General features: G+C 55.3%; 11 protein-coding genes. 3 read left to right on the plus strand and 8 right to left on the minus strand.

Annotation, left to right across the window (positions count from 1 at the left end):
- The coding region (rfbA, locus tag VJ923_RS09020) for a glucose-1-phosphate thymidylyltransferase RfbA (protein WP_407651374.1) at positions 1–777 on the minus strand (777 nt) is incomplete at its 3' end.
- Positions 778–917: 140 nt separating this feature from the next.
- Positions 918–2,393 (minus strand): L,D-transpeptidase family protein, encoded by a 1,476-nt coding sequence (locus VJ923_RS09025; RefSeq protein WP_326440707.1) that lies wholly within the window; start codon positions 2,391–2,393, stop codon positions 918–920.
- A gap of 296 nt (positions 2,394–2,689) precedes the next feature.
- Between VJ923_RS09025 and VJ923_RS09030 the strand changes: the two genes are divergently transcribed.
- Positions 2,690–5,494 (plus strand): GH25 family lysozyme, encoded by a 2,805-nt coding sequence (locus VJ923_RS09030; protein WP_326440709.1) that lies wholly within the window; start codon positions 2,690–2,692, stop codon positions 5,492–5,494.
- Between the two features lie 171 nt (positions 5,495–5,665).
- Here the strand turns inward: VJ923_RS09030 and VJ923_RS09035 are convergent, their stop codons facing one another.
- The 5 genes from VJ923_RS09035 to VJ923_RS09055 all read right to left on the minus strand — a co-directional run bounded on the left by VJ923_RS09035 (position 5,666) and on the right by VJ923_RS09055 (position 11,511).
- Positions 5,666–7,177, minus strand: a complete 1,512-nt coding sequence (locus tag VJ923_RS09035; RefSeq protein WP_326440711.1) for a glycosyltransferase family protein — start codon at positions 7,175–7,177, stop codon at positions 5,666–5,668.
- Between the two features lie 19 nt (positions 7,178–7,196).
- Complete coding sequence (locus VJ923_RS09040; protein WP_326440713.1) at positions 7,197–8,162, minus strand: glycosyltransferase family 2 protein; 966 nt, start codon at positions 8,160–8,162, stop codon at positions 7,197–7,199.
- 547 nt (positions 8,163–8,709) lie between these two features.
- A complete protein-coding gene (locus VJ923_RS09045) occupies positions 8,710–10,236 on the minus strand; it encodes an MBOAT family O-acyltransferase (protein WP_326440715.1) in 1,527 nt (508 codons plus the stop codon).
- Positions 10,237–10,277: 41 nt separating this feature from the next.
- A complete protein-coding gene (locus VJ923_RS09050) occupies positions 10,278–10,760 on the minus strand; it encodes a hypothetical protein (RefSeq protein WP_326440717.1) in 483 nt (160 codons plus the stop codon).
- On the minus strand, positions 10,744–11,511 hold the full coding sequence (locus VJ923_RS09055) for a hypothetical protein (protein WP_326440719.1): 768 nt from the start codon (positions 11,509–11,511) through the stop codon (positions 10,744–10,746). The genes VJ923_RS09050 and VJ923_RS09055 overlap by 17 nt, the downstream gene beginning before the upstream one ends.
- Positions 11,512–11,821: 310 nt before the next feature.
- On the opposite strand from VJ923_RS09055, the gene VJ923_RS09060 reads away from it, so the two are divergent.
- Together VJ923_RS09060 and VJ923_RS09065 are read left to right on the plus strand one after the other, a co-directional pair.
- The gene (locus VJ923_RS09060) at positions 11,822–12,025 is read left to right on the plus strand and encodes a hypothetical protein (RefSeq protein WP_326440721.1); all 204 of its coding nucleotides are present in this window, start codon (positions 11,822–11,824) and stop codon (positions 12,023–12,025) included.
- A gap of 355 nt (positions 12,026–12,380) precedes the next feature.
- Positions 12,381–12,968 (plus strand): hypothetical protein, encoded by a 588-nt coding sequence (locus VJ923_RS09065; protein ID WP_326440723.1) that lies wholly within the window; start codon positions 12,381–12,383, stop codon positions 12,966–12,968.
- Positions 12,969–13,277: 309 nt separating this feature from the next.
- Here VJ923_RS09065 and VJ923_RS09070 read toward each other — a convergent pair whose 3' ends face one another.
- Entirely contained in the window at positions 13,278–13,601 is a 324-nt protein-coding gene (locus VJ923_RS09070) for a hypothetical protein (RefSeq protein ID WP_326440725.1), read from the minus strand.
- Positions 13,602–13,736: the final 135 nt, after the last annotated feature.

The raw sequence follows: 13,736 nt of genomic DNA on the forward strand, positions 1-13,736 counted from the left end.
CCCATTGTTGAATGCGATTTCCTCCAAAGCCGCAATCTGCAGACCTTGGTTCTGCTCGATAGCTTCAACGAATTCCGAAGCACGCGCCAAACTCTCGATGGTGCCCGTATCCAACCATGCAGAACCGCGGTGAAGAATTTGGACGTCGAGGCTCCCATCTTCGAGATACATGCGATTTACGTCAGTGATCTCAAGTTCGCCACGGCCGGAGGGCTGGACTCGTTTCGCGAACTCTACGGCCCGACTATCGTAAAAGTAAAGACCGGTAACAGCATAATTGGACTTCGGGTGTTCTGGCTTTTCCTCGATAGTAAGAGCATGTCCATCCTCGTCAAAGGACACAATGCCAAATCGTTCGGGATCGTCAACGTAATACCCGAAAACCGTCGCCCCGTGTTCTTTCGAGGCCGCCTGCTGCAGCGCAGCAGACAAACCGCCTCCATAGAAAATGTTGTCTCCGAGGATAAGCGCGCAACCCTCCCCATCGAGAAACTCCTCACCGATGATGAGAGCCTGGGCAAGACCATCGGGCGACGGCTGTTCGGCATAGGAAATGTTAAGCCCTATTTCGGAACCATCTTTAAGAAGTCGCTGGAAGTTCGGAAGATCCACGGGCGTGGAGATGAGCAAGATATCGCGAATGCCCGCCAACATGAGAATCGAAAGCGGATAGTAAATCATTGGCTTGTCGTAGACGGGAAGAAGCTGCTTCGAGGTCACCTTAGTCAGCGGGTACAGCCTCGTCCCTGATCCGCCTGCGAGAATGATGCCCTTCACGAGCGCCTCCAATCCACGGTTGCATCGAAACATAACGGTAGCATCTAAGTATATACCATGACAAACAAGGACGGCTGGTATCGAGCAAATCGATACCAGCCGTCGGCACATTTGGCCCCAGTCGGCCTCTAGTCTAGCAACTAGTAAATCACTACCTTCGTGCCAGCTTTAATATTCTGATAAATCCATTTCGCCGACGAGTAAGACAACCTGACGCATCCATGGGAGAGACTTTTTCCAAGCTCGCTTTCTGAGGCGAGAATCGTGTGGAAGAAATAGCCTCCCGTTATTTGCGTGCAATATTTCGCACGGCTATCGGTGCTCAGCGAGGTCCGCTTGCCCCCCGTAGTCTTGAATGAGCCAGTGATGGTGGGGGTGCTTGATTTTCCCGTAACACAGGAGAAGTACTTGATGCACTCCCAATAGCCGGAACGCTTTTGGTAGACACCAACCTTATGAGTGCTCCGATTCACCATGATAAGGTATTTGGTGCCACTGGTGTAATTTTGAGCCTTCTGGTTCATATTATATTGGTCTCGAGGAACCGTAACGGGCTTCGTCTTCGTCCGACCATTTGCGTCGAATGCGTACTTAAACCCACCTATCGCTCGCGTCCCCGAGGCCCGAACGCCATCGCTCCCGTAGTAGGACCAGAGCTGCTTGCCGCTCCATTTAAGCCATCCAGTCTGCATTTGAGACTGACCGTTGAAGTAGTACCATTTCGCACCAATCTTCTTTTCCCAGCGGACCGACTTGCCCGTGGCCGGATCGATGTAGTAGGTCTTGCCGCCGGCCTTCTGCCAGCCCGTCAGGCGCTTGCCGTCGGCGCCGTAGTAGCTCTTCAGGCCGTCGGCCCGCCAGGTGAGCAGCCCCGTGTGCATGGACGAGTCGCCGTTGAAGTAGTAGGACTCCCCATCTATTACGCAACTCCAGCGATAGCTTCGCCCAGTTGCAGGGCTGAAGTAGTAGCGCTTCCCCCCGAGATTCTGCCATCCGACAACCGCTGCTCCGTCAGATCCGAAATAGCTCTTAGTGCCGTCGGCCATCCATGTGATCCAACCCTTTTGCATCGCACATTCGCCGTTGAAGTAGTACCAGCGATCTTCGATTTTCTGGCTCCACCGCACAGCATTGCCCTTGGAGTCAAAGTAATAGCGCTTCCCGTCGACAGTCCGCCAATCGGATTTCACAAGAGCGCCATCTTCGCCCACAAATTGAATTTGGCCTCCTGCGGTTTTCAGGCCAGGCTCAACGGGTTCGTCGGGCCGAATCGCCTCAGAGGGGTCTTCAGTCCGATCCTCATCGGCACCAGTCGAAAGACTGGCATTCTCTTCATCTTCTTTAGCGGAAACGGGCAATCCCAGCGCGTCAATATCGTCCAACCCGCGCGCCACATCCCCTCTTCCGTCGGAATCCGGTTCATGCGGCGCTTCATCGGCCCCTTCGCTAACGGATTGCCGACTCGCAGCCATTGCATCTTCCCCTACGCTCTCCTCAGGCACAATCGTGTCGTCAGCAAACGCAATAGACGGCACGAAGAGGAGCATCAGCACAAACGCCAGCATTAGTCGCGCGAAATGAACACTGCGTACCGCGTTCCGTTCCAAGCTTTTCATAATCTGTCCTCCTCTGGTACAAACTATAGATCAGTATAGTCGCGAACAATGCAGACAGCATCGGGAAAATAGCAACTAGTTTATTTCCGTAGCTCAGCAGCTGCCGCTATCCGAACTCACGCCATTGGCGACGGCTTTACTCCGCCACGAAACACGCTGCTCAATGCCATGCTCTTTCACCGAATTTTTACAGGAAGTTGTCCAGAACGTGTGAATGTTGTGAAGCGCCTGATAAAATATGTCATCTCATTTGGGAAATGAATCAAGCAACAAACGACATCCCAGGAGGTTGCACTATGGTCAACCGTTCCATAGCTAAGCGCGCGAAACACGCTAAACCTGCTCTGCGACAAGAGCGCTGGAAGAAACCCGGCTCTTCGGTTCTTGCGGTGGCCCTGGCAGCCAGCCTCGTACCCGTTGCCCCCGCCTTGGGCGACGAGCGCGATACGACCACTTCCATTGCTGACGTCGAAGAAGTCAGCAATCCGAGTGAGTCCTCGACGCCATCGGACAACACGTCCTCGGAGACGCCTGTCGACCCCGAGGAATCGCCCGTACTGCCTGAACCAACCGTCGGCGATGAACTCCCGGATACCACCAACGATTCTTCGGACGACGTCCCGCCATCGTCCGAAGAGAACGATGGCGGGACTGACCAGATGCAGGGCTACATCGAACCAGTCGCGGAACCATCGACAGTTGCCGAGGATCCCGAAAACGGGAAAGAAGAGGAAGAGGAGCTAGCCCAAAGCTGGCGCATTACCGACGGAGTGCCCAATAATGTGCTTCTCGAGCAAAATGAGGCCGTGGGAATCGCTCCTTTTGGCGCCTACTCCGACGTCGAGGATGGCTACAGATCCACTTGGTCGAAAAGCGACGGAGTGGGACAATACAGCTATCGAGTTAATCCTGGCGATTCGTTTCAGAAGATAAAGGTTCCTGGTGCCAAAGAAGTGGGTGTTGACATCTCCTATTACAACAACGAGAGCGGCGGCACCTACAAGGCCATTGATTGGGCGAAGATGAAGGCCGACGGCATCACGTTCGCCATTATTCGAATTGGCGATGGTGGCTCCAACGGCAAGTTTTTCGTAGACCCGTGGTTCAAGCGAAATATTCAGGGAGCACGAGCCAGCGGAATCAAAGTGGGTGCGTACGTGTATTCGCGCGCTCGTTATTTGACGGGTGCCACGTATTCTGTTTCCAATGAGGTTGAGGCTACGCTGGCTCAGCTGAAAGCTGCAGGCATTTCGCCGTCGGATCTCGCGCTTCCTGTCTACCTTGACATGGAAGACGCTTCCCAGAAAAAGCTGAGTGCAGATATGCTCGGCAAGATCGCTACTTCTTACTGCAACGCAATCCGCTCCGAAGGATACAAAGTTGGCATTTATGCGAACCAGGACTGGTTCAATAACGTGCTGACAGCTGATGTGTTCAGTGAGGATTCGATGAAGCGTAACGGCTGGTCGCGATGGGTCGCGCGCTATTCTTGGGGATCGTCGTCCAGCGGGGTAGCCAACACCGACATCTGGCAATTCACTTCCATAGGCACCGTGAGCGGTCAATATCGCAAATACTGTGACGTGAACTTCTCCTTTGTAGCTTTCGATGCAGCGCCCACGGGAACGCCCAACACATGGGAACACGTGAACGGTCACACCTATTATTATGGCTCAGATGGCAAGGCTGTGAAATGGAGCCAGAAGATCGACGGGGCCTGGTACTACTTCGACGGCCTCTCCCGCATGGTCGAGGGCTGGATCACGTGGAACGCCGACGGCACCAAGAGCTACTTCGAGCCCGGGTCCGGGAAGGCGAGGGTCGGCTGGCAGACCATCGGGGGGAAGCGCTACTACTTCAGCCCCGCGACGGGCAGGTCCCTGCGGTGGGGCCAGAAGATCGACGGGGCCTGGTACTACTTCGACGGCCTCTCCCGCATGGTCGAGGGCTGGATCACGTGGAACGCCGACGGCACCAAGAGCTACTTCGAGCCCGGGTCCGGGAAGGCGAGGGTCGGCTGGCAGACCATCGGGGGGAAGCGCTACTACTTCAGCCCCGCGACGGGCAGGTCCCTGCGGTGGAGGCAACATATAGACGGATCTCTCTTCTACTTCAACGGGGCCAGCGTCATGCAGACCGGTTGGATTGTATGGAGCGAAGACGGTCGAAAGAGCTACTTCGAGCCAAGTTCAGGCCGTGCAGCCTCCGGATGGCAGACCATTGCAGGCAAACGATACTACTTTGACAACACTACGGGAAAAGCGTTAGTTGGAACACATATTATCGATGGCGAGAAATATCTATTCGGCAACGACGCAGCTTTAATCAACGGGGACTCGACGATCGAGTACGAGCCCACGGGCGTCTCGCTTAACTCCATGGCAAAGAAAGAGCTAGCCTCGTGTCCGGCCTCACTAGGATACACGCAATCCCAAATTGCAAATTCCATGAATCCCTCCGCTTATGCCGCAAGCTCACGCCAGTTCTACCAATTCGCTCAGCTGAATAAAGGGTACACGGGACTATTCTCCGCCGATCAACTCAATGCATTTATTGCGTCCACGGCCAAAGGTCGCTCAGGAGCATTGACGGGCACGGGACAGCATTTCATCGACGCTGCCCGGCTGTATGGCGTAAATGAAGTCTACCTCCTAGCCCACGCGATTGTTGAAAGCGGTTGGGGCACGTCTACGCTAGCCAAGGGTTATGCTTACGATGGAAAAACCGCAGTGGCAGGCAAAACATGGCCGAAAGGAACCTATTACAACTTCTACGGCATAGGCGCTTATGACTCCAGTCCGCTGTCGGGCGGCCGAACAATGGCGATAAAGCAAGGGTGGGATAGTCGCGAGAAAGCCATCGCCGGCGCCGCAAGATGGATTGCTGACAACTATCTGAACAACTCGCACGGGCAGAACACTCTCTATAAAATGCGCTGGAATTACACGTCTTTTTCGCGCTACGGCAAAATCGAGCATCAATATGCGACAGATTGTCAGTGGGCGGCTACGATTGGCGGTGTTATGTCCGACGTCTATGCCGCAGTTGGCATCGATCAGAAGAAATCCGCCCTTACGTTCCTTGTGCCAACTTATTCGTGAATCTCACAATGAATTGGGAGGGTATTTGACGGCCTCTTTCCAATTCATGCTAGCACGCCGTAAAACCAGAAACAAACAAATGGGTTGTACGAGCCGCATGTCATTGGCGACCAGCTCGTACAACCCGCTCATCTCATTTTACTTTAGACGGGCAGCCTCTCTTGGATGCAATCATTCACGAATACGCTTACGAAAGAGGTCGGCTTTGTGGACTAGAAGGGCGTATCCATGTGAGCTCAACAGAATAAGCACAGGTAAGAAGACATAGAGATACCTGCTGTTGCATTCCCAAAGCGAGAAGAACAGAAAAATACCGATTAGCGAGATGAGCAATGATGAAGCTCGGGTGCAGCGTCCCTTTAGCTGAATTATAGGCTCTAGCGCAATACCAGACAGCAACAATAGCCAGAAGGCCCAAGCGTAGCCGAGAACGATGTCGTGGCGGGTTCCTCCCAAGGCGAACCACTGCTGCAAGCGGCCATTATGAATTACATGTCGGTTGATATAGTCATCCCCGGCAAGACACGGGTTACCCCAGGTTCTTAGGGCTTTCGTATACAACAAATGCTCGGCAGTGCCTAGCACTCCACGGTTTGTGATTCGCTTTGCGATTTCGTCAAAATTGGCTCTTTTCTTGTCTTCCAGTGTTTCAAACGACTTAGTAAAGTCAACGTCATCCTGACTGAATCCACCATAGCCAAGGCCCATCATTACCCAATGCTGAACGGGGAATTCGTATTGGTTTTCCATATTGCTATCGATATCGACATAAGCAGCTTTTGCGACATTGAAAGCCGAACAGAGCACGATGCATATGACGCCAATTGCGGCGATGCGACGGACGACCAGAAACAGCTGCCTTCTGCTTTTTGCGTTTAAAGTCGCAGCGATGGCGATGGCGATGGCAACGATAAGTACCATTACCTTTATTTGCACAATAAGAGCGCAAATGAGGCCGATGAGGATGACGAGAGCCGCCTTCTCTTTAGTGTTTGCGGACAAGCTCAGACGCGAACTCAGGTAAAGGATTAAGGCACATAAGAGAATACCAGGGCTATCGGTGTAGAAGAAAGATGAATATAAGTACAGCGGAAGGCAGCCGAAAGCCAAGAAGATAACTATAATTGCTTTTTTTCCAAGATGCATCTGGGCTGTTAGGTACGTCACGATGACGGCACCGACTGTGCAAGCGCAGGACAAGACAATGGAAACATTCTTGAAAAGAACGATGTCCGCGGTTGGTACGACAAATTTGACCCCCTTGAAAATCAAGGTCAAGCACATAAGCCAAAATTGGTTGTTTGGGTAGCGCGCATAGTAGTCCACCCGATCCAATTCCCCGGTTAGGACGTAGGCACTGGCGCTCTTTATCAGCTGACCCCAGTCCCAAGAGAAATCGACCGCAGTTCTGAACGAGAATAGCAGCAACAAAAACGACATTATGCCGATGAGGACCCAAGCAACGCGGCCGGAGTATCTAGCGAGAAAGAGCTTGATGCGAGTGGGCCGATTCCATGTCGCTCTTCCCAAGAGTGCGATAGCCAGCAGAAACCCAAGTGTTCCAATAAGACGATACGCATCGGAAGCTTTAATGCATTGAGCACATGCGACAACCAAGATCCATAAAGCGCAAAGCAGCCCGATCGCCAAAGATGCAACACGAAACCCTTTGAACAGAGTCATAATACTGGCTCCTTCAAAGCTATTCGTCGAGAGTTGTTTGCTCAACGATAAATCGGGGGCGTCGCTTGGTTTCGAGGAATATCTTTCCGATGTACTCGCCAATAACACCTAGGCAGAACAATTGTATGCCCCCTAGAAGGCATACAATGCTAATAAGGCTCGTCCACCCCGTCACAGTCATTCCCAACACATTCGAAATCAGCGAATAACAGACCCCAATAAAGCTCAATGCGGAAACAATCAAGCCCAGATATGCAATAAGGCGCAGCGGCCTTACCGAAAGACTGGTTATGCCGTCGATTGCCAACGCCAGCATTTTCCCAATTGGGTAGTGGCTCTCACCCGCAATGCGCTCTTGCCTTTTATAGAACACGCAAACGCTCTTGAATCCCACCAAAGGCACCATTCCGCGAAGGTATAAATTGACCTCTTCGAACTCCGCGAGCGCATCGAGGGCACGAGCGCTAATGAGTCGATAGTCAGCGGAATCCGCAACTGCTTCCACTCCCATGGCCTTAAGGAATCGGTAGTAACTCTGAGCCGAGAATCGCTTAGCAAATGAGTCAGTGGAGCGATCGCAGCGAACCCCATATACGATATCGTTGCCATTCACGTAAGCCTGGAGCATCTCGTCGATGGCGTTGACGTCGTCTTGTCCGTCGCAATCTAGAGAAATGCTCACGTCGCATCTTGTCCGTGCAAACATCAGTCCCGCTAGAAGGGCATTTTGGTGTCCACGATTGCGCGACAGGGAGATTCCCTCAATTTCTGGGTGCATTGCGCTTAGTTCCGCGATGACATCCCACGTACCGTCGCTGCTTCCATCGTTAACGAAAATTATTCTACTGTCTTTGGAAATGACCGACTTTTCAGACAGATCCCGTAATTTATCGAGGAACATGCACGATGTTGATGGCAGGACATCTTCCTCGTTGTAGCAGGGAACAACTATAAACAGGCAGGGAATCTGTAACGAGACGGTCATGCCGACACCTTTCAATTTGTGGGCTCGAAATAGGGCTTTTCGGGCGTTTGCTTGACATCATACTACTACGGATTAAGTAGCGCGGTGCCGTAAATGCTGATTGCGGTTGATGGCGCAGTTGCGCCTGGCCTCGTCGACGAACTCAGCTGCACGCGTCCATCCGGGCCTCGAGAAAAAAGAGTGCGCAATAACGGTGAAGGCAAATCATCCGAGTCGCTAGTTCGCAAGACTCTCTACGCAAATAGAGGATGGATACAAACAGGTTCGCCAATCGATGCACAGAGCATTATCGCACCGATTACGGTCTTATCCAGATAGACAACCCCAAGCCCACCATAGACAGGTCGCTGTTCATTGCGAGAGATTCCTACAAGAATTGCACGGAGCGCCTTCTCGCGTCCAATTTCGCGACTACGTACGCGCTCGATCCGCGTCATGATGAACGGACAATAGATGAGTTCCTGGCCGAGCACCCTGACATCAACGATGTTCTTTTCCTTGTGCGCAGCACGAACTGTTTCAGCGAGACAGCACGCAACGCATTGAGCTAGAACTGAAAATAGATAAACGGGTTGTACGAGCTGGACACCACCGACATGCAGCTCAGGACGAACACGGCGAGCAAAGCAACGTCGGCGAGCACGCTGACGGCAGCCACGGCGCGGGCGCGGCAGGCAGGCACGGGGCCCTCGCATACCACCTGGCAGGGAGGCACGGCGGTGTTGCCCCTCTGCGGGGCGGCGACAATCTCGCGCCTAGGATCGCCCTCGGCCCAGGCCTGGATCTTCTTGCGCAGCCACGGAGCCCAGGGCAGCGAACCCACGATGAAGATGGGCACGAGGCTCACGTAGCTCCAGGACTGCAGCTCCCACAGCGTGGAGGTGCCGAGCCACCCGTAGGCCCCGAACATGGCGCAGAACCACTCCCCCACGTTCGACAGCCCCGTCACGGCGAACAGCAGCCACCCGAAGAAGAACAGCACGATGCACCAGATATGGCTCACGAAGCGCGGCAGGCGGTCGAGCAGCTTCATGACGAAGAACTTCTCAAGCAAAATGAGCACGCCCCAGTACAGGCCCCACAGAAGGAAGTTCCACGCGGCGCCGTGCCAGATGCCCGTCAGGCCCCACACGATCATGGTGTTCAGCACGAAGCGCGGCGTGCTCACGCGGTTGCCGCCGAGCGGGATGTACACGTAGTCGCGGAAAAACCCGCCCAAAGACATGTGCCAGCGACGCCAGAACTCCGTGGCCGACTTGGACGTGTAGGGGTAGTTGAAGTTGCGCGGGTACTCGAAGCCCATCATCTTGCCGAGACCGATGGCCATGTCCGAGTAGCCGGAGAAGTCGAAGTAGATCTGGAAGGTGTAGGCGGCCACGCCCGAGAAGCAGCCCACGAAGCCGATCTCGGCCGCCTCGCGGGGCAGCAGAGAATCGGCCAGCACACCGGCGGTGTTGGCGAGCAGCACCTTCTTGCCCAGACCCACGCAGAACAGTCGCAAGCCCTGGGCGAAACCCTCCAACGTCGCCCGACGGTTGTCGATCTCGTGCTCGATGTCGGCGTAGCGCACGATGGGGCCGGCAACCAGCTGCGGGAACATGGCGATGTACATGCCCAGGTACAGCGGGTTCTTCTGCACCTTCACCTCGTCGCGGTAGACATCCACCACATAGGTGATGGCCTGCAGCGTGAAGAACGAGATGCCGATGGGAAGCGCGAGGTTCAGCTCGGCAATGAACTCCTCGCCCAGCGCCCGGTTCACATTCTCGGCGAGGAAGCCCTGGTACTTGTAGAACCCGAGCACAAGCAGGTTCGCTGCCAGCGCCATGACGAGCCAGAAGCGCTTGGGCGCCGTCTTTCCCTCGCCACACTTGCCGATAATGAAGGCGAACAGCCAGTTGAAGCAGATGGAGGCCACCATGAGCCACACGTACACCGGCTCACCCCAGGCGTAGAACAGAAGAGAGAACAGCAACAAAACCACGTTCTTCGCCGGCCGCCACGGCATGGCGAAGTACACCGCCAGAAACAGCGGAAGAAACGCAAACAAGAAAATCGTGCTAGAAAAGACCATTTGCTAACCTCGTGCTCCTTTATTCGACAGCATGACCGACACTAAGAGAGCGCCTCGCGAGTTCTATCGCTCAGGAAATTCGTACTTCTCATAATGAAAACCACATCACTGATTCCCTTATGTTCCTCGAGAAATTCGTCGATCGAACGAGAGTCATGTCGCGGGTCAAGCACATAAGTGGTGGCGAACTCACAGGCGAGGAATCGCTCCATGCAGTTCGTATAGGAATCCCCGACAATAAGAACGTCTTTATCTTCAACGGGGTTAGGATTGTCTATTTGAATTAGCCCAAAGTCGGTATGGAAGTACTCCGCATAACGATTCGCATAGGCATTGCCGCCCCACCTTCCATCATTGTACATTCCACGATGCACCAAGCTTTCAATCGACGCCTCAGCTCCATCGATGGTTACTTTGAAATCAGGGGTTTCGATATCCGCATCGTAAATCCGATCACTACACCCATTCTCCAGCGCTCGGCGAGCTAAAGATCCGTAGAACACAGGGTCACTGTAGGCAATCAACCCCCCCCCCTAGCGCCATCGGGTTGTGGCCCATCGCCTTCGCTATGCGCTGATACGCCTCGAAAGCCCCCTCTATCGTCCAATGGTGATCGGTCTTGTACCATTTCTCCTTGAACTCGTCGTAAGGAAGACCGCCATCAATCCAGGTGTAAAGCGAGTCATCTTTGTCAAATCTTTCACGCAGCATTTGATACGTGAGCGGGTTCGACATCAGTTTGGCCGCCGGCGCCCCGTCAACATTGAGCGAGTCGGGGCCAAAGTAAAGATATGTATCAATGTCTTTATGCCGCAGAGCAAACTCTTCATGGGCCAAGACCATCGCATCAATCTTCGACATAAGTACGGGCGTCGCCGGTTCGGGACGCTCCGCCAGCCGTTGGTCTGGGAGCACATCCAGAAGCGAGGATCCATAAAATGAGGGGATGCAATCCCAGCCGAACAGCATATTCGAAGCCGCTATCGCTTCATGTTGCAATCTAGCATTTGTAAAAAGAGCAATAGCCTTTGCTGGGATATGATTGCCTACTGCACCTTCAAGCGCCTTCTGCAGCTCGCCAGACGCAAAGCCTTCCCACGACATCTCACTTGCAACATCAGCGTCCGCCTCCCCGCCAGAGAGGAACTTCGCATCCTCAGTAGACAGCCACGTTGGATATCCGGCGATTCCGCAAAGCCCAGCGACCGCCAAGCAGCTCGGGCCAACCAGCAATACAACCAACATCAGCGAGAACAGCACGTTCCTGAGCCGCAACTTCTATTCCTTTCCTCGTTTGCCCCGTATTATAGCCGAAGAGAGACCGAGTCTTGTCCATACCCGCACACGACTCGTCCAATGAGTGGTCCGGCCACGCCGAAGTTGATTTCTAAATTCACCCGTACACCACCTTCCTTTCCCAAGGCTCAGCTGGACACGTCCGGCTGAGTTCGGTAACAACCTTCCCAGGAGTGGAAGAAAGCCCCGATGCCCGGGAAGAGAATGCAGAGGGGATACAGGAGGCACAACCGGGCCGAGAGGGCCGCGGTGGATCGGGGGGCTAGGCAAGAACCGGTCAACGCGCGAGATGGCGCGCGACCCGGGGCGCTCCCAGTCCAGCGTGGCCGACGAAGCGAGGTGCAACCGCACCGTGTCTCGGGAACCGGGCAAGGGCAAGCGCGTCGAGTCGGTGCCCGAGGGCGCCTGCGCCAGGCTGCAGCGGTGGCCCCACATGTGCAACGGATGCAACAAGCGGCGTTACCACTGCTCCATGCCGTTCCGCTGCGGGTAATCCGCGGCCCGTGGCCCAGCTGCTGGCCTTGCGGCGAGCTGTCCGCCGCAAGGCGCGGGGTCAACCGCTCCTAGGAGGAGCTTGGAGTCATCGCGGGAAGATGAGGCTGACCTGGCGCGCGAGCTGTCGCCGGCCCATATATCGGCCGAGCGCTACCGCGAATTCAGGGCCACCCTCTACCATCCACCGCTGGATAGAGCGGGGCTACGCAGGCATATCCAACACAAACCTCAGGCGCAAGGTGGGATACAAGCCGAGGAAGAGGGCACTGGCGCGGCCGACGCCGCATAGGCCAGAGCGCTCCCTCGCGGCCTTCTCGGCGATGCCGGAACGGGAGCGCGAGGCGACCTGCGAGATGGACGCGGAGATCGAGCGCGCCTCCGACCGGCAACGCACGCCCACTCTCCACCCGTACTGCTGTCGCACCCGGCTATGCCTGCTTTTGCCCGGGAGGTCGCCGAGCGCGGTGGCGACCGCACTCGACATGCTGGAGGCGGCTTTCGGGAAGAAGGCGTTTCAGCGCATGTTCGGGCTGGTCCTCACCGACAACGGCGCCGAGCCCTCGGACTGGGAGCCCATCGAGAGGTCGTGCCTACCGGGGAAGGCGACCCGCTGCCGTGCGTACTACTGCGACGCGCGCCAGTGTCAGCAGAGGGGCGGCTGCGAGCGCAACCACATGGAGCCCACGAAGCTTTTGCCCAAGCGAATCGGCATATCCTTCGACGACCAGGAGCCAGCGGCCATGGCGGCGGCGATGTCGCAGCTCAACTCCAATCCCAGACCATCGATGGCGCTCATGGCTCCGGCGCAGGCGCTGCTGGCCGCCCACGGCGGAGACGGTGCCGCGCTCATGGACTCGCTCGGCATCGAGGAGACCCTCCCTACGACGAGCTGCTGCTCGACATGGAAGCCGCAAACCACACCTGCCAGGAAAGAGAGGTGACCCGCTGGTCTAGCCCTGAAGACAACCGAATAGGCAGCTCCGCAGGCCCGTCCCGCTGAGTCCTGAAGCGCCCCGCGACGGACCCACGAAGCCGCGCGCCCGAACCCAGCCGGGCGGCGGACACGCGGGCCGCCCCGCCGCCTCTCCCTAGAGAACTGGGGCGCCCCCTTGCGGGGCCGTCTGGTTGGCCGGGAAAACGACTAGGTCTCATCGGGCGTTCAGCCGGCTTTGCAATTCAACCCCGGCCACGCCGACAACTGAGACTCGCAACATTGCGAATGCGTTTCGCGCAACGCTGAAGAGAAGGCCTTATTCCTCTTTGAATCTCAAAATAATGCTGGCGCTAATCGGCTCTCTCGAATGCAACAGCGCATCATTCTCGCCGGCCGCTTTCCCCGAGTTAGTCACCAAGGCATCAACCATTCTCGTTATGTTGTAATAGCAGGGCATACCACCAACGTCGAGAAACCTCTCTCGAACAGCCCGTCGAAGCTCCCCGTCGTCTTCTTGCGTGACTAAGTAACTATTGATTGCTTTTGCCAACGCAAGTTCTTGTGCAGCATTGGGAAAATATGTCTTACGATAACCATCCGGCGCTTTGTTCCCGATTTTCCCTCGCAGCGAATTTTCCAATAGTCGTCTTTGCTGTACTTAGGTAACGTACAATCTCTTGCGCACTTTGACAGCAGCACAGTCTAGATACCAGAAGACATGGCGCCTGCCGTTGGTATGATTGAGTTGTCTAGATTCGATCAACCAGGAGGCAGA

The sequence above is a fragment of the Adlercreutzia shanghongiae genome (assembly GCF_035830635.1).
Lineage (GTDB): Bacteria > Actinomycetota > Coriobacteriia > Coriobacteriales > Eggerthellaceae > Adlercreutzia > Adlercreutzia shanghongiae.

Excerpts from the sequence above, each read along its gene's own strand:
- VJ923_RS09030 (WP_326440709.1), top strand. The coding sequence starts at position 2,690 with ATGGTCAACCGTTCCATAGCTAAGCGCGCGAAACACGCTAAACCTGCT.
- VJ923_RS09040 (WP_326440713.1), bottom strand. The coding sequence starts at position 8,162 with ATGACCGTCTCGTTACAGATTCCCTGCCTGTTTATAGTTGTTCCCTGC.
- VJ923_RS09045 (WP_326440715.1), bottom strand. The coding sequence starts at position 10,236 with ATGGTCTTTTCTAGCACGATTTTCTTGTTTGCGTTTCTTCCGCTGTTT.
- VJ923_RS09035 (WP_326440711.1), bottom strand. The coding sequence starts at position 7,177 with ATGACTCTGTTCAAAGGGTTTCGTGTTGCATCTTTGGCGATCGGGCTG.
- VJ923_RS09025 (WP_326440707.1), bottom strand. The coding sequence starts at position 2,393 with ATGAAAAGCTTGGAACGGAACGCGGTACGCAGTGTTCATTTCGCGCGA.
- VJ923_RS09060 (WP_326440721.1), top strand. The coding sequence starts at position 11,822 with ATGGCGCGCGACCCGGGGCGCTCCCAGTCCAGCGTGGCCGACGAAGCG.
- VJ923_RS09065 (WP_326440723.1), top strand. The coding sequence starts at position 12,381 with ATGGACGCGGAGATCGAGCGCGCCTCCGACCGGCAACGCACGCCCACT.